14 protein-coding genes are annotated in these 15,799 nt (G+C 72.5%); 4 read left to right on the top strand and 10 right to left on the bottom strand.

Annotated elements, in window-relative coordinates; genetic code table 11:
- Positions 1-36: 36 nt before the first annotated feature.
- Positions 37-1,146, bottom strand: a complete 1,110-nt coding sequence (locus QL987_RS12695) for a putative sulfate exporter family transporter (protein ID WP_290157957.1) — start codon at positions 1,144-1,146, stop codon at positions 37-39.
- A gap of 36 nt (positions 1,147-1,182) precedes the next feature.
- Between QL987_RS12695 and QL987_RS12700 the strand changes: the two genes are divergently transcribed.
- Positions 1,183-1,746, top strand: a complete 564-nt coding sequence (locus QL987_RS12700; RefSeq protein WP_290157958.1) for an SRPBCC family protein — start codon at positions 1,183-1,185, stop codon at positions 1,744-1,746.
- Here the strand turns inward: QL987_RS12700 and QL987_RS12705 are convergent.
- The 8 genes from QL987_RS12705 to QL987_RS12740 all read right to left on the bottom strand — a co-directional run bounded on the left by QL987_RS12705 (position 1,713) and on the right by QL987_RS12740 (position 11,650).
- Complete coding sequence (locus QL987_RS12705) at positions 1,713-2,540, bottom strand: SIS domain-containing protein (RefSeq protein ID WP_111074697.1); 828 nt, start codon at positions 2,538-2,540, stop codon at positions 1,713-1,715. The genes QL987_RS12700 and QL987_RS12705 overlap by 34 nt on opposite strands.
- Entirely contained in the window at positions 2,537-3,838 is a 1,302-nt protein-coding gene (locus QL987_RS12710; protein WP_290157961.1) for an allantoate amidohydrolase, read from the bottom strand. Before QL987_RS12710 ends, QL987_RS12705 begins: the two co-directional genes overlap by 4 nt.
- Positions 3,835-5,091, bottom strand: coding sequence for an alanine--glyoxylate aminotransferase family protein (locus QL987_RS12715; RefSeq protein ID WP_290157963.1), 1,257 nt, complete (start codon positions 5,089-5,091; stop codon positions 3,835-3,837). Before QL987_RS12715 ends, QL987_RS12710 begins: the two co-directional genes overlap by 4 nt.
- A 43-nt stretch (positions 5,092-5,134) precedes the next feature.
- Positions 5,135-6,763, bottom strand: a complete 1,629-nt coding sequence (locus QL987_RS12720) for an AtzH-like domain-containing protein (protein WP_290157964.1) — start codon at positions 6,761-6,763, stop codon at positions 5,135-5,137.
- On the bottom strand, positions 6,754-7,824 hold the full coding sequence (locus QL987_RS12725) for an acetamidase/formamidase family protein (RefSeq protein ID WP_290157965.1): 1,071 nt from the start codon (positions 7,822-7,824) through the stop codon (positions 6,754-6,756). Before QL987_RS12725 ends, QL987_RS12720 begins: the two co-directional genes overlap by 10 nt.
- The gene (gene allB, locus QL987_RS12730) at positions 7,817-9,196 is read right to left on the bottom strand and encodes an allantoinase AllB (protein WP_290157966.1); all 1,380 of its coding nucleotides are present in this window, start codon (positions 9,194-9,196) and stop codon (positions 7,817-7,819) included. The genes QL987_RS12725 and allB overlap by 8 nt, the downstream gene beginning before the upstream one ends.
- The gene (locus QL987_RS12735; RefSeq protein WP_290157968.1) at positions 9,193-9,954 is read right to left on the bottom strand and encodes an aspartate/glutamate racemase family protein; all 762 of its coding nucleotides are present in this window, start codon (positions 9,952-9,954) and stop codon (positions 9,193-9,195) included. Before QL987_RS12735 ends, allB begins: the two co-directional genes overlap by 4 nt.
- 136 nt (positions 9,955-10,090) lie before the next feature.
- Complete coding sequence (locus tag QL987_RS12740; protein WP_290157969.1) at positions 10,091-11,650, bottom strand: NCS1 family nucleobase:cation symporter-1; 1,560 nt, start codon at positions 11,648-11,650, stop codon at positions 10,091-10,093.
- Between the two features lie 343 nt (positions 11,651-11,993).
- Between QL987_RS12740 and QL987_RS12745 the strand changes: the two genes are divergently transcribed.
- A complete protein-coding gene (locus tag QL987_RS12745) occupies positions 11,994-12,923 on the top strand; it encodes an ABC transporter ATP-binding protein (protein ID WP_111074703.1) in 930 nt (309 codons plus the stop codon).
- On the top strand, positions 12,920-13,798 hold the full coding sequence (locus QL987_RS12750; RefSeq protein ID WP_290157970.1) for an ABC transporter permease: 879 nt from the start codon (positions 12,920-12,922) through the stop codon (positions 13,796-13,798). The genes QL987_RS12745 and QL987_RS12750 overlap by 4 nt, the downstream gene beginning before the upstream one ends.
- Positions 13,799-13,925: 127 nt before the next feature.
- Here the strand turns inward: QL987_RS12750 and QL987_RS12755 are convergent, their stop codons facing one another.
- Positions 13,926-14,663, bottom strand: a complete 738-nt coding sequence (locus QL987_RS12755) for a GntR family transcriptional regulator (RefSeq protein ID WP_253463943.1) — start codon at positions 14,661-14,663, stop codon at positions 13,926-13,928.
- A gap of 115 nt (positions 14,664-14,778) precedes the next feature.
- Between QL987_RS12755 and QL987_RS12760 the strand changes: the two genes are divergently transcribed.
- The gene (locus tag QL987_RS12760; RefSeq protein WP_290157971.1) at positions 14,779-15,693 is read left to right on the top strand and encodes a proline iminopeptidase-family hydrolase; all 915 of its coding nucleotides are present in this window, start codon (positions 14,779-14,781) and stop codon (positions 15,691-15,693) included.
- Positions 15,694-15,799: the final 106 nt, after the last annotated feature.

A 15,799-nucleotide genomic window follows, 5' to 3' on the forward strand; every position in this document is an offset into this window, starting at 1 on the left:
GGGCAGGCTGGCGGGCGGTCAGATGCTGCCGGGCGGTCAGATGCTGCCGGTGAGGGCCTGCAGTCCGAGGCTCGACAGCGACACCACGATCCAGAGCGACCCGCCGAGGACCAGCGGCCGGAACCCGGCACGACGGAACCCCGCGATGTCCGTCGACAGGCCGATCGCGCTCAGGGCCACGGTGATGAGGAACGCGGCGACCGCAGCGATCGCCGGGTGCGCCGGCCCGGGGATGACACCCGTCGAGTTGACGGCGGCCACCAGCACGAAGCCGATGAGGAACCACGGCACGAGACGGAACACGCGGCGCGGGGACCACTTCCCGCGAGGTGGCACGACCGTGGGCTCGATCGCCGACCCGTCCAGTGCCACGTCGCCGGCTGCCGACCCGTCCCTGGTCGACGCCGTTGCCGTCTTCTCCGCCCGGCGTCCGACCAACCACGCCAGACCGAGGACCACCGGGATGATCATGAGCGTCCGGACGAGCTTCACGACGACCGCGAAGTCCGCCGCCCCCGGGCCGTACGTGCTCGCGGCGGCGACGACCGAGGAGGTGTCGTTCACCGCCGTCCCCGCGAACAGCCCGAACGCGTGCTGGCTCATGCCGAGGGCGTGCCCGACCACGGGGAAGACGACCACGGCGGCCACGTTGAACAGGAAGATCGTCGACACCGCGTACGCCACCTCGATCGACACAGCGCCGATCACCGGGGTGACGGCCGCGATCGCCGACGCCCCGCAGATGCCCGTCCCGACCCCGATCAGGGTCCGCAGGTTCCCGACCACACCGAGGGCACGACCGATCCCCCACGCGGCGAGCAGGCAGATGACGAGGGTGCCGAGCATCACCGGCAGCGACTGCACCCCCACCCGGGCGACCTGCAGGAGCGACAGCTGGGCCCCGAGCAGGACCACCGCGAACTGCAGCACCGTCTTGCTCGCGGTCGTGATGCCCGGCCGGACGACCGGTCCGGGTCGCCGCACGGTGCCGAGGACCGCGCCGATCACGACGCCGCTGACCGGCGCTCCGACGACCGGCAGGAACCGCCCGATCACGGTCGCGACCACGGCGATGCCGGTGGCGAGCGCGAGGCCGGGGACGAGCCTCCCGGCACGGTCGAGCGGAGTCAGGGCGGCATCGGTCACGTGACCATCCTGCCGTCCGTGGGCCAGGATCGAGGCGTGAGCGCTGCTTTCCGGATCGTGACCGACCTGCCCGTGCCGCCCGAGCGGGCCTTCGACCTGTCACTGGACATCGGCGCGCACCTGCGGTCGATGGCTGCGACCGGCGAGCAGGCGGTCGCCGGCACGACGGACGGGCGCATCGGGATCGGCGAGAGTGTGACCTGGCGTGCGCGCCACTTCGGCATCGTCTGGCGGATGACGAACGAGATCACCGCACTGGAGGCTCCCCACACGTTCGTCGACGAACAGGTCCGTGGGCCGTTCGCCCGGTTCCGGCACCACCACCGGTTCGACGCCACCCCGACCGGGACGCGCATGGTGGACGAGATCACGTTCCGGGCACCGTTCGGGGTGCTCGGTCGGATCGCGGAGGGGCTGGTGTTGCGGCGGTACCTGATCGCGTTGATCCGAGAGCGGAACCGGTCGCTCGCCGCCGAAGTCGGGGACGCAGGGACGGGCACGGGCACGGGCACAGGCACAGGCACAGGCACAGGCACAGGCACAGGCACAGGCACAGGCAGCGTCGGTCAGGGGCCGGCGAGTTCGCCGAGCGTGTCGTAGGCGCTCGCCACGGCCTCCACCCGGGTCCGTCCGGACGGACCGGAGGCCTCGTAGACGTCGTTCGTGATCGCCGCGACGACCGCGAACAGCGCCGCCAACGAGTCGAACGCCGAGGGTGAGTCGACCGGGCAGAGCACCGCGGTGGTCGCGGGCGCCGCGATGACGGCGGCGGTCGGGTCCCCGATGACGACGACGTCCGCCCCGGTGCCGACGCAGTGCCGGACGACCCGGTCGACCCCGGCGGCGTGCCGACGGACCGTGACGATCACCACGAGGTCTCGACGGTCGAGGTCCGCGACCTCCTCCCCCAGGCGCTGACCCGGTGCCGGCCCGACCCGGACGTCCGGGCGGACCTGTGCGAGCTGCGCGCGGAGCTGCAGCGCGATCGGGTACGCGCCGCGCTCGCCGAAGACCAGTACCCGGCGAGCGCGGACGATGCGCCGGGCGAGGCGCGGCCGGTCGGCACGGGCGAGGGAGGCGAAGGCGGCGTCGAGGTTCCGGGCCTCGACGGCACGCTGATCGACGTGCGCGGCATCCTCGGCCGCCCAGGGCAGGCCGGTCCCCCGAGCGGACATCAGGTTCTGACGGACCTCGGCGGCGTCCTGGAACCCGAGCGACCGGACGAGTCGGGAGACCGTCGCCTTCGAGGTGCCGGACTCGGCCGCGAGCTGCGACGAGGTGCCGACGAGCAGGAGCTCCGGGTCGTGTCGGATCATCGCGGCGACCCGTCGCTCGGCCGGCGAGAGGCGCTCCCAGACCGAGTCGATCCGCCCCCGCACGTCGGGGACGCTCATGCGCCGGCCCCGGCCGTCGTGGTGTCGGCGAGGCGCTGCGCGGCGAGGTGCTCGACCGCTCCGGCGAGCGCGTCGAGTCCGAGGGCGACGTCCGCCGCGGAGACGAACTCGTCTGGGTGGTGACTGATGCCGTCCGGGTTGCGGAGGAACAGCATCGCGACGTCGGTCACCAGGCCGAGCGACATGGCGTCGTGTCCGGCGCGGGAGAACAGCTCGAGGGGTTCTGGTTCACCCGTGCTGACGATCCCGGCGCGGACGGCGTCCATCAGGTGCGGGGCGCAGAACACCGCCGGTGCCCGGTGCACCTCGGTGGGGGTGACCTCGACGCCGCGTCGTGTCCCGATCTCGCCGAAGGCCTGGGCGATCTCGTCCCAGACCCGGTCGCGGCCGTCGTCGAACTCCCCGCGGAGGTCGACCGCGAACGTGGCGAGGCCGGGGACGACGTTGACCGCTCCGGGCTCGACGGCCATCGTGCCGACCGTGCCGATGTGCTGCTCCGTCCGGCAGATCCGCTCGACGGCCAGGGCGGCCTCGGCGGCCGCGAGCAGGGCGTCGTGGCGCCGTTCGTACGGGGTTCCGCCGGCGTGCCGCGCTTCGCCGACGGCACGCACGGTGAACCGACGGGCACTCGCGATGCTGGTGACGACACCGAGCGCCTGGTCGGCCTGTTCGAGGTACGGCCCCTGCTCGATGTGGGCTTCGAGGTACCCGACGAGGGACGCGGGGTCGACGGCGGCCTGCCCGACCTGCGCCGGGTCGAGGCCGAAGGACTCGAAGGCAGCTCGGAGGGTGGTGCCGTCGCCGTCGCGGAGGTCCCACCACGACTCGTCCCACACCCCGGCGACCGCGGAGGAGCCGAGCAGGGCCTTGCCGAACCGGGTGCCCTCCTCGTCGGAGAAGGCGACGACCTCGAGCGCGAACGGCAGGGCGGCACGGTCCTGCTGTAGGCGTGCGGCGACCTCGATCGCCATGAGGACGCCGACGACCCCGTCGTACCGGCCGGCGTCGACCACGGTGTCCAGGTGCGACCCGAGCAGCAGGACGGGGGCCTCCGGATCGCTGTGCCGGGTCCGGCCGTGGAGGTTGCCGGCGGCGTCCTGCCACGTCTCGAGTCCGGCGTCGTCCATCCAGGTCCGGACGACGGCGTTGGCCCGGGCGTGCTCGGGCGAGAGGTAGACGCGGGTGATGTGGCCAGCGGTCTCGCTGATCATGGCGAGCTCGTCGCAGCGGGCGACGATCCGGTCGGCGGCGGCACGGGCCACCGCACCGGCGACGGGCAGCTCCACGGCCGCACTCACGAGCGTGCCCCCGCCGGGAGCCCGGCCTCGAGCGAGGCGCCGCGTCCCGCGTAGACGTCGAGCGCGGCGTCGACCCCACCGCCCTGCGGCACGGACTTCCCGCCGCGACGCAGCGCCTGTTCGAGGGCGGAGAGGGTCGTCACGACGGTGTCCTTCCGGGCGTTGTAGCCCATCGTGCCGATGCGCCACACCCGTCCGTGCAGCGGGCCGAACGAGGTGCCGATCTCGATGCCGTGGTCCTCGAGCATCGCGGAACGGACTGCGTCGCCCTGGACCTCATCGGGGATCTCGACGGCGACGACGTTGTGCATCTTGTGCCCGACGTCCCCGAACACGGTGAGCCCGAGGCCGCGGACCCCCTCGAGCATGGCGCGGCCGGCGATGGCGTGCCGCTCGACGACGGCGTCGCGGCCCTCCTCGAGCAGGATCCGCGCGCACTCGTTCGCGGCGTAGAGCATCGATGCCGCTTCGGTGTGGTGGTTGAGGCGGCGGGGACCCCAGTAGTCGATGATCATCCCCAGGTCGAGGTAGTTCGACTGGATCGGGTGGTCGGACACGTCGTCGCCCGGTTCGCGGATGCCGGCCTCGACGCTCCGACGGCCGTCGAGCACTGCGACCGCCCGGGGCGAGAGCGACAGGGGTGCGCTGCCGGACGGGCCGCCCAGGCACTTCTGCAGCCCGGCGCTGACGGCGTCGATGCCCCACGCGTCGACCTCGAGCGGGTTCCCGCCGACGGAGGCCGTGACGTCCGTGTAGAACAGCACGCCGTGCCGTTCGCAGATCGCCCCGAGCTCGTCGAGCGGCTGGTTCATCGTCGTCGAGGTGTCGCCCTGCACGACGGCCAGGAGCTTCGGGCGCACCCGCACGATGGCGTCCTCGATCACGGAGGCCGGGAACACCTGGCCCCACTCGGTCTCGATCGTGTGCACCGTCGCTCCGGCCCGTCCGGCGATCTCGGCGAGCAGGTGCCCGAACCGGCCGAACACCGGGACGAGGACGCTGTCTCCGGGCGCCAGCAAGGAGACGAGCGCGGCTTCGATGCCGGCGCGGGAGGTGCCGTCGACCAGGACGGTGGCCTCGTTCCGGGTGCCGAACACCTGGCGGTACAGCTCCTGCGTCTGGTTCATCGTCTCGGTCATCCACGGGTCGTACTGCCCGACCAGCGGGGTCGAGAGCGCGCGGAGGACGCGGGGGTCGGCGTCGATCGGGCCGGGGCCCATCAGGAGACGTGCGGGCGGGTTCACGGGGTACATGGTTGATCCTTCCGTTCCACAATCAAGGATAATGGAACGCGCGTTACGGACATGTTGCGGGGGCGGCTTCGGGTGTGGTGGCACGGGCGAGGTCGATCGCGAGGTCGACCAGCGCGAGGTCGGCACCGGCCGGTCCGACGAGGCACACCCCGACGGGGGCGTCGTCGACCCGGAGCGCCGGGATGCTGACGGCGGGCAGACCGCCGACGCCGGCGACCGACGTCATGCGGAGGGTCGCTCGGCGGGTGACGAGCACGGCGGCGGTGTCGGCCGTCCGGTCCGGAGCGGGCCCCGGCACGGTGGGGAAGGCCAGGACTCCGTTCCCGACCACGCGGCGGAGCACGGTCCGGAGTTCCACGAGGCGGGCACGCGCTGCCGACTCCTGCTCGGCGGTGACGGCTGCCGCTGCGGCGAACCGCTCGGCGACGTCGGCTCCGAGGGCACCCGGGTGTGCGGTGACCCAGTCGCCGTGGTTCCGGTGCGCCTCAGCTGCCTGTACGACCCGCAGCGTCTCGGCGAGGTCGTCCAGGTCCGGCAGCGCGACCGACTGCACCGGACAGCCGACCCGTTCGACCCAGGCGAGGAACGCGCTGCGGGTGTCGGGTTCAGCGGCATCGAGCAGCGCGTCGCTCAGGAGCAGCGGGCCACTCCGGAGCAGCGGTTCAGGCCGGAGCAGCGGCTCACTCCGGGCCAGCGGGTCCTCGGTCTCGCGCTGGGGTTCCACGGGGTCGCCGAACGCGATGCCGGCGACCTGCCGGAGCAGCTCGGGGTCGCGCGTCAGCCACCCGACGGTGTCGAAGGTCTGCGCGAGGGGCAGCACGCTCTTCCGGGACACGGCGCCGTGCGTGGTCCGCAGTCCCCAGAGCCCCTGGTAGGACGCCGGGACCCGGAGGCTGCCCGCCGTGTCCGTGCCCAGACCGAGGTCTGCCTGCCCGAGTGCGACCGCCGAAGCCGACCCGGACGTCGAGCCGCCGCCGATCCGCCGGGGGGCCGCTCCGTTCGGGGTCGTCCCGGAGTGGGCGTTCCGGCCGGCGAGGGCGTACGCGAACTCGTCACTGCGGGCGATGCCGGTCACCTCGGCTCCGGCGTCGAGGAGCATCGCGACCGCCGGAGCGTGCTCGTCCTCGATCTCCGCCTGGGCCTGCCAGGTCGGGTTGCCCGCGCCGATGACCTGCCCGCGCACCGCGATGAGGTCCTTCACCGCCACGCGGACGCCGGCCAGCGGACCGGACGCGCCGCCGGGACCGGAGCCGGCACCGGGGACGAGCGGGTCGCCGAGCACGCGCCACACGGACCGGTCGAACGACGGCGAACGTCCGGTGACGTGCGCCGTCCGGATCCGCCAGGTACCGTCCGTCCGGCACCAGAGCTGCGTCTGCAGACCACGTCCACCGTCGAGGAACCGGGACTCCCCCACGACCAGCACGGCATGCGGACCGAGGACCTGCACGTCCACGCCGATCAGGACCCGACGGGCGACGCCACCGCGAGCGGACCGGAAGGCACTGATCTGCTCGTGTCCGCGGAGCAGTCCGGCACCGTCACCACGGAGCGTGTCCGGCCCCGGTTCGAACAGCGCGTCGAGCACCGCGGTGTCGTCCCGCATCAGGGCGTCCTCGTACCGGTGGAACGCCGACTCGAGGCCGGCGGGCCACGTCCCGGTCAGTCGCACGTCGCCACCGCGTCGAAGTCCGCCTTGCGGATGGTCGCGTGGGCACCGCAGACGAGGTCGACGACCTGCGAGATGCGGAAGTCCGTCGCCGCGCTGAGGTACGCGTAGGCCAGGTGCTCGTCGACACCCCACCGTGCACGGAGCAGCGTGATGGCCGCTCGGACGCACCGCCGCACGGCTTCGTCCAGGTCGGCGTCCATGCCCGTGGGCACCAGGAACTCGGTGGTCTCGGCGACCGGACCGACCAGGGCACCGAACCGTCGGAGCGCGGTGGCGCGCGGGACGACGTCGAGGCGCAGGCTCAGGCGGAGTGAGGCCTCCATCGCGGTGAGGGCGACCTCACCGTCCCCCTGGGCGAAGTGCGGGTCGCCGACGTACACACCGGCGCCCGGCACCTGCACGGGCAGGTGCAGGGTCGAGCCTGCGGTCAGCAGCGCGATGTCGATGTTCCCGCCGTGCGGTCCCGGCGGGACGGAGTGCGGTCGGACGTCGCTGTCGACGGTGACGCCGAGGATGCCGGGGAAGGGCCGGAGCGGGAAGGTCACCACGCGGGGACCGCCGTCCACCACCGGCAGCCGGCCGTGGTCGACGCCGTCGCGCGTGACGACGTCGGCGAACACGGAGACCGGGTCCGCACCACGCGGCAGCTCCCCCGGCAGTGCACCACGGCCGTGCCGGTTCGAGATGACCCCGTACGGCACCCGAGGCAGCGCCGCCAGGATCGACACCGAGAGGACGTCGCCCGGTTCCGCCCCGGCGACGGCGATCGGTCGCGACACCACGTGCGGGCCGTCGGCGTCGTCGTTGCGGAGGTCCCGCACGATGTCGATCGCGTCCGGCAGCACGTCGCCCGGATCGACGCCGTGCCGCCCGAAGAACGCCACCGGGTCGGAGCCCTGGTCGGGCAGCAGGCCCTCGTGGCTGACGGTGTCGATGGTCACCACCGAGCCCGGCGCGACGGTGCGGACAGCGGCGTCGTGGCGACTCGGCAACCGTCCCCAGAGGACGTCGTCGGGCGTCGAGCCGAGGTGCACGTCGGCGGCGGTACGCGTCTCAGCCACGGCCGACCAGCTCTCCGGCGACGACGTCGACCGTCGTGGTGCCGTCGGTGGTACCGGTGATGCGTTGCCCGCGCAGCCACGTCTGCGTCACCCGGCCGCGGACCTGCAGCCCGTCGAACGCGGACACCCGGTTCCGGTGTGCCAGCGCGTCGACGTCGATCGTGGCCTGGGCGTCGGGGTCGAAGACGGCGAAGTGCGCCAGCGCCCCCGGTGCGATCCGGCCGCGGTCGGCGAACCCGGCGAGCGCCGCCGGCCCGGTCGTCACGGCGGGCAGGACGGCGTCGAGGGGCAGTCCGCGACGCGCCGCCTCGGTCCACAGCGCGCGGAATCCGACCTGCAGGCCGGCGATGCCGCCCCATGCGAGGCCCCAGTCGTCGACCTTCAGGTCAGCGGTCGAGGGCGAGTGGTCCGAGACGACCATGTCGATCGTGCCGTCGAGCAGCCCGACCCAGAGGGCGTCGCGGTTGGCGTCGTCGCGGATCGGCGGGCAGCACTTGTACGCCGTGGCACCGTCGGGGATCGACCCGGACTCGAAGGCCAGGTAGTGCGGGCACGTCTCGACGGTGAGGCGGACGCCGTCGTCCTTCGCGGCGCGGATCATCGGGAGCGCACCGGCGTCGGAGAGGTGCAGGACGTGCACCCGGGCGCCGGTCTCCCGCGCACCGTCGATCACGCGGGCGATCGCGGACCGCTCGGCCTGGACGGGTCGGGTGTCGAGGAAGTCCTGGTAGCGGACCCCCAGCGCGTCGTGGTCGACGAGGTGGTCCGGGTCCTCGGCGTGGACGATGAGGAGCGCGTCGAGTGCGGCGACCTCGGCGATCGCGGCACGCAGCTGCGTCGGGTCGAGGTGCGGGAACTCGTCGACGCCGGACGGCGCGGTGAAGCCCTTGAAGCCGAAGACCCCGGCGGCGTGCAGGTCGGCGAGGGCACCCGCGTTGTCGGGGACCGCTCCGCCCCAGAACCCGACGTCGACCGCGACGCGTCCGGTGGCGCTGGCTCGCTTGACCCGGAGCGCGGGGACGTCGACGGTGGCCGGGATCGAGTTGAGCGGCATGTCGATGATCGTCGTCACCCCGCCGAGCGCCGCCGCACGGGTGGCCGAGGCGAAACCCTCCCACTCGGTGCGTCCGGGCTCGTTCACGTGGACGTGGGTGTCGACGAGTCCGGGCAGCAGGACGTGGGCGTCGGGGACGGTCTCGTCCCGGTCGGCGAGGACGTCGGCGTCGATCGGCTCGACGGACGCCACCCGGCCGTCGCGGACGACGACGGCGGCGGGCTGGAAGGCGCCGTCGACCCAGGTCCGGCGGGCACGGAGCACGAGGTCGGCGGGCGCGACGGTGTCGGCGACGGCGGCCGTCTGGAGGTCCGTCATGCGTCCGCCCCGACCATCACGCGGGCGGCGTCGAGCTCGAAGGAGGCGAGCGCCCCCGTGAACCGCTTGGGCGGCGGCGCGGCGTACTCGCCGTGCTTGCCGGTGGTCAGGCCGAGTCGGACGAGCGTCTCGGCCAGGAGGGTCGTGGCGCTGACCCCGTCGACGACCGGTGCACCGATCTCGTCGGACACTGACGCGCAGAACTCGGCCATCCCGGCGCAGCCGAGCACCACGGCGTCGGCACCGTTCGCGATCACCCGACGGCACTCGTCGACGACGAGCTCGCGGGCGCCCGAGGACGGGTCGTCGAGCTGCAGCACGGGCACCTCGCACGCCCGGACCTCGGTCAGCAGGGACGCGCAGCCGTAGCGGTCGGCGAGTTCCCGCGCACGACCGGTCGTCCGCTCGAGCGTGGTCACGACGCCGAACCGCCGACCGAGCATCGCGGCGGTGCGGAACGCCCCTTCGGCGATGCCGATCACCGGGCCGCGGGCGATCTCCCGCGCAGCGTCGATGCCCGGGTCCCCGAAACAGGCGACGACGGTGGCGTCCACGCCAGCCTGCTCCCCCGCCAGCACCTGTTCGAGGAGCCCCGGCACGGCCAGCGCTTCCTCGTAGTGGCTCTCGATCGACGCCGGACCCATGCTGGGCTGCACGGCTTCGATGACCGTTCCCGGTCCGGCGACCGCGGCCGCGGCACGACCGATGGCCGCCGTCATCGACGCGGTGGTGTTGGGGTTGACGACGCGGATGCGCATCGGGGTCCTTCCGGTGGAGCGGGTGGAGCGTGGGTGGTGACGATCCTGGCGGGGTGGTTGCGGGCCTCCCGGCTGTCCACAGGGGCACCGGCCGGAGTCGGTGCGGCGGCGCCCCTGTGCAGGACATGTCTCCCGGTCAGGCGCGACCGAGGGCGGCGCCGTCGTCGACCGTCGGGTCGTCGGCGTCGAGCAGCGGCATGGCCGGCGACCGGCGTTCGAGCGCCCAGAAGACGACGAGCCCGAGACCGCAGCCGATGAACCAGCTGTAGCTGCTCAGCCACGGGACGACCCCGAGCGCCGGCGGCAGCACGGCACTGGCGACCGACACCGCCCCGGTGGTGACGAGGGTCCAGATCGCGTTCGGGTTGAAGCCCTTCCGGTACCAGTACCGACCGGCCGGGTCCTTCGAGTACATGTCGTCGACGGCGACCCGCTGCTTGCCGACGATGTAGTAGCCGGCGATCAGGATGCCGAAGAGCGGGCCGATCAGTGCCCCGAGCACACCGAGTGTGTACAGGATCGCCTGGTCGTTGCCGTACCAGTTCCACGGGGTGAGCAGCACGGAGCCGACCGCGGCGATCATGCCGCCCATCCGCCAGCTGATCCGGCGGGGTGAGACGTTCGAGAAGTCGAACGCGGGGCTGATGAAGTTCGCGACGATGTTGATGCCGACCGTGGCCGTGACGAACGTCAGTCCGCCGAGCAGGATCGCGAACGGGGCGCCGATCGCCTGGACGGTCTCGATCGGGTCGGTGATGAGCTTGCCGAACACCGGGACCGTCGCGCTGGCGCACAGCACGGTGAGGATCGAGAAGAACAGGAAGTTGATGGGCAGTCCGAGCAGGTTGCCGCGCTTCACCGCAGCGAAGGACTTGCCGTACCGCGAGAAGTCGCCGAAGTTCAGCATCGGACCGGAGAAGTAGCTGACGACCAGGGCGATCGCCGACAGCATCACCGGGATGCTCGCGCCGAACGACATCGGGGCGCCGACCGAGAGCGTCAGCGAGATGTTGCCGATGCCGGCGGTGGCGACGAGGTACACCGCGAGCGCGATCATCACGACGTACACGGCGGGACCGGCCCAGTCGATGAACTTCCGGATCGCGTCCATGCCCATCCAGAACAGGGCGCCCTGCGCGACCCAGAGCACGGCGTACGAGATCCAGCCGAGCGCGTTCAGCCCGAGGAACGACGGCTCGAGGAGTGCGGCCGCCCCGGGGATGAACTTGAGGAACACGATGTTCAGCGACTGCGCGGCGAGGAAGGTCTGCACGCCGTACCAGGCCATCGCGATGAGCCCGCGGATGATGGCGGGGACGTTCGCGCCGAGGACGCCGAAGACCGCGCGGTTGATCACCGGGTACGGCACACCGGTGCGCTGGGAGGGCTTGGCGACGAGGTTCGCGAAGACCTGCACGATGAGGATGCCGACGACCAGGGCGACGAGCACCTGCCAGCTGGCGATCCCGAGGGCGAAGAGCGACCCGGCGGTGACGTAGCCGCCGACCGAGTGCACGTCGGACATCCAGAACGCGAAGACGTTGTAGCTGGTCCAGGTCTGCTTCCGCAGCGGGGCGAGGTCCTCGTTGGTGAGGGCCGGGTCGTACCCGGGCTTGATCAGACCGGCGCCCGCAGGGGCGGCCGGCGTGAGGGGGGCGTGGGGCGCTGCGACGGGTGCCGCGACTTCTGTTGCCATGACGTCCTCCGGAAGGGAGAGGGGGGTGAGGTCGGCGTCTGCCTGGGCACGAAGCTACGGACCCCGGTCGCGCCGCCCGTTTCCCCCGTGTGACGACCGTGTGACATCACACCCGTCTTGGAACGATCGTTCCGAAATGGGCGTGGGACTTGCTGCAGAACACCGGTGTTCGTCAGTCGAACCGCGCATGGGCGCGGCGTTTCCGACGAACACCGGTGTTTTGCCGGGGTGCCGCCCGGCGAGCCGACGGACGGGAGGCTTTCGGCAGGATGACGACGAGGGTCGCGATCTCCGCCTCCAGGGGGAGGCGGCCGCATCCGCGGCCCCCGTACCGTGGGCGGCGATGATCGAAGTACAGCACCTCTCCAAGCGCTACGGCCCCAAGCTCGCGGTCGACGACGTCTCGTTCGTCGTGCACCCCGGCAGCGTCACCGGCTTCCTCGGCCCGAACGGCGCCGGCAAGTCGACCACCATGCGCATGATCATGGGGCTCGACCAGCCGACCTCCGGCACGGCGACCGTCAACGGCCGGCCGTACCAGAGCTTCCGCGACCCGCTCCGGCAGGTCGGCGCGCTGCTCGAGGCGAAGGCGGTGCACTCCGGTCGGAGCGCGTACAACCACCTCCTCGCGCTCGCGGCGACGCACGGCATCCCGAAGCAGCGGGTGCACGAGGTCATGGACATGACCGGCATCGAGTCCGTCGCCCGCAAGCGCGTCGGCGGCTTCTCGCTCGGCATGGGCCAGCGACTCGGCATCGCCGCGGCGCTGCTCGGCGACCCGCAGACCCTGATCCTCGACGAGCCGGTCAACGGCCTCGACCCGGACGGCGTCCTCTGGGTCCGGCAGCTTGCCCGCCGGATGGCCGGTGAGGGCCGCACCGTGTTCCTCTCCAGCCACCTCATGAGCGAGATGGCCCAGACCGCCGACCGCGTCGTCGTGCTCGGTCGCGGCAAGGTGCTCGCCGACGCCCCGATCGCGGAGTTCGTCGCCGGCGCCGGGGGTCCCTCCGGGCAGGTCAACCTGGCCCGCGTGGTCGTCCGCACCCCGATGCCCGACCAGCTCTTCACGGCGATCGGCCCGAACGCGACGGTCACCCCGCGTGACGACGGCTCGTTCCTGGTCGTCGGCCCGGACGCCCCGACCGTCGGTGACATCGCCGCCCGCGCCGGGGTCGTCCTGCACGAGCTCACCCCGACCGGCGCGAGCCTGGAAGAGGCCTACATGGCCCTGACCCGCGACGACGTCGAGTACCGATCGGAGGGAGCCCGATGAGTGCCCCGCAGAAGACCGACCAGCCGACCACCCAGCAGCACCGCCACCGTGGGGACCTGTCCTCGCGCGACGTGCACCTCGGCTACACCCGACTGGTCCGCAGCGAGTGGATCAAGTTCCGGAGCATCCGGTCGACGTTCTGGTGCTACGCCGTCATCGCCGTCCTGACCCTCGGCCTCGCGGTCCTGCTCGGATCCGTCTCGGAGCCGTCCGGCGCCGAGCAGACCGCGGTCGGCGCGAACGCCACGATCGTCAGCATCAACACCGTCAGCGTCTACCTGACCGCCCTGGTCGTCGGCGTGCTCGGCGTGCTCATCATCACCGGCGAGTACGCCACCGGACAGATCCGGTCGACCTTCACCGCCGACCCGGGCCGGATCGGCGTGCTGCTCGCGAAGGCGACCGTGCTCGCGGTCACCACCTTCGTCGTCAGCGCGGTGGCGAACTGGATCGGCGTCGCGATCTCGACGGCGCTGCAGGCCGGCAAGGGCCTGGAGCCCGACCTGGCGGACCCGTCCGTCTGGATGCCGATCGTCGGTGCGTCGATCGACGTCACCCTGCTGGCACTCCTGGCGTTCGGCATCGGCCTGCTGGTCCGCTCGTCGGCGGGCGGCATCGCGATCACCCTCGGCATCCTGCTCGTGCTGCCGGTCGTCATCAGCCTGGTCGCCGGGCTGGCGAACCTGGACTGGCTGAACGACGTCACGAAGTTCCTGCCCGACGCGGCCGGCGCGAACCTGTACCAGTTCGACTCGGGTGCCCCGGTGCCGAAGGGCCTCACGCTCAACGGCTGGAGCGGCGGCGGCGTGCTGCTGGCCGAGGTCCTCGTCGTGAACGCCTTCGCGATGATGGTGGCCAAGCGCCGCGACGTCTGACCCGGACGGCACGAGCAACACCCCCAGCACGACACGCAGCACCAGCACGACCCGCACCACCAGCACGGGAGGCCCGTGGCGACTCTGCCACGGGCCTCCCGTCGTCTCGACCAGACAACATGAACGGTCACACTGGCCGAGTCGGCACCTGTCCCGCCCGGAGCATCGCCCGCTCCAGCAGCTCGACGTCGATCCCCACGTGCTGCCGCGCGATCCGCCCCGCCTCGGCGACCCGCCCGGCACAGACCGCGTCGACCAGCTCCTCGTGGTCCCGCATCGCGCGGGCCTCCATCGCCGCCATCCCGTCGACGCTCCCCCACAGGTGCGCCGGCGCCGCGATCGAGATCTGCGACTCGAGCGACGCCAGGGTGCTCCGCAGCGCGTCGTTCTGCGCCGCGTCGATGATGCTGCGGTGCAGGACCGCGTCGGCCTGCTGTTTCGCGAAGCCGGAGGTCGCGGTGCGGAAGGCCTCGAGCCGTTCCCGGAGCCCGGCCGCCTGCTCCGCGGTGATCCGTTCGGCGGCGGCGGCCGCGAGCGCCCCGTGCAGGATCGCGATGGCGTCGGCAGTGTCCTGGATGCCCGCCCACCGTGCCAGCAGGGTGCGGCCGACCGAGTCGGAGGCGGCACCGGCCTCCTGGTCGCGGACGAAGGTCCCGCCACCGCGGCCGCGACGGGTCTCGAGCAGTCCGCGGTCGACGAGCCGGGCGAGGGCTCCGCGGACGGTGACGCGGGCGACCCCGAGCAGTCCGGCGAGTTCGCGTTCGGGTGGCAGCCGGGAGCCGGGCAGGTACTCGCCGACGGCGACGGCGGTCACGAGCCGGTCCTCGACCTCGTCGACCCGGGTCTCCGTCGCGCGATCCGTCACCGGCACCCCTTCCGCCCTCCAGCCTGACCCCGGTGGGCCGGGTTTCCTGTTACAGCCACGTTAAACGAGCGGAAAAGGTCTTGCCTGGGACCTTTGAACGGGCCATGCTCACCCCATGTCCCGCATCACCGAGAGCACGATGCCGTTCCAGGACGGCGAGACCTGGTACCGGATCACGGAACCCGACCACCCCGTCGCCGGCGCGCTGCCCCTCGTGGTCCTGCACGGCGGACCGGGGATGGCGCACGACTACGTCCGGAACCTCGAGGCCTTCGCCGACGAGACCGGTCGCACCGTCGTCCACCACGACCAGTTCGGCTGCGGCCGGAGCAGCCACCGCCCGGACGCCCCCGCCGACCTGTGGCAGCCGCAGCTGTTCGTCGACGAGTACCTGGCGCTGGTCGCCCACCTGGGCCTCGGCGAGCACCACGTCCTGGGCCAGTCGTGGGGCGGGATGCTCGGCGCCGAGATCGCGGTCCGTCGTCCGGGCGGCATCGCGAGCCTGTCGATCTGCAACTCCCCCGCCTCGATGCAGCTCTGGGTCGAAGGGGCCGCCGAGCTCCGAGCCCAGCTGCCCGCCGAGGTGCAGGACGCCCTGACCCGGCACGAGGACGCCGGCACGGTCGAGGACCCCGAGTACGTGGCCGCGACGCAGGTCTTCTACGAACGCCACGTCTGCCGGGTGGTGCCGATGCCCGCCGACTTCGTCGCGTCCGAGGAGCAGATGGAGGCCGAGCCGACGGTCTACCACACCATGAACGGGCCGAACGAGTTCCACGTCATCGGCTCGCTGCGCGACTGGTCGGTGATCGACCGCCTGCACCGGGTGGACGTGCCGACGTTCGTCGTCGCCGGCGAGCACGACGAAGCGACCCCCGCCACCTGGCAGCCGTTCGTGGAGCAGATCCCGGACGCCCGCCAGCACGTCTTCCCCGGCGCCAGCCACTGCACACACCTGGAGCAGCCGGAGGAGTTCCGCCGCGTGGTCGGCGCCTTCCTCGCCGACCACGACGCCCAGCCCACCGGCTGACCCCGCAGCACCCGGAACCACCCACCCGGCCACGCACCGGACGCCAGGCACGTCACCGACCCGTGACGCGCCTCCCGTCCGGACACCCCACCCCTGCACCGTCCCT

Origin of the sequence: Curtobacterium sp. APC 4022 (assembly GCF_030407555.1) — a bacterium.
Lineage (GTDB): Bacteria > Actinomycetota > Actinomycetes > Actinomycetales > Microbacteriaceae > Curtobacterium.

Coding starts and splice junctions, on each gene's coding strand:
- QL987_RS12705 (WP_111074697.1), bottom strand. CDS start 2,540: ATGAGCGTCCCCGACGTGCGGGGGCGGATCGACTCGGTCTGGGAGCGC.
- QL987_RS12715 (WP_290157963.1), bottom strand. CDS start 5,091: ATGTACCCCGTGAACCCGCCCGCACGTCTCCTGATGGGCCCCGGCCCG.
- allB (WP_290157966.1), bottom strand. CDS start 9,196: ATGACGGACCTCCAGACGGCCGCCGTCGCCGACACCGTCGCGCCCGCC.
- QL987_RS12735 (WP_290157968.1), bottom strand. CDS start 9,954: ATGCGCATCCGCGTCGTCAACCCCAACACCACCGCGTCGATGACGGCG.
- QL987_RS12740 (WP_290157969.1), bottom strand. CDS start 11,650: ATGGCAACAGAAGTCGCGGCACCCGTCGCAGCGCCCCACGCCCCCCTC.
- QL987_RS12745 (WP_111074703.1), top strand. CDS start 11,994: ATGATCGAAGTACAGCACCTCTCCAAGCGCTACGGCCCCAAGCTCGCG.
- QL987_RS12750 (WP_290157970.1), top strand. CDS start 12,920: ATGAGTGCCCCGCAGAAGACCGACCAGCCGACCACCCAGCAGCACCGC.
- QL987_RS12760 (WP_290157971.1), top strand. CDS start 14,779: ATGTCCCGCATCACCGAGAGCACGATGCCGTTCCAGGACGGCGAGACC.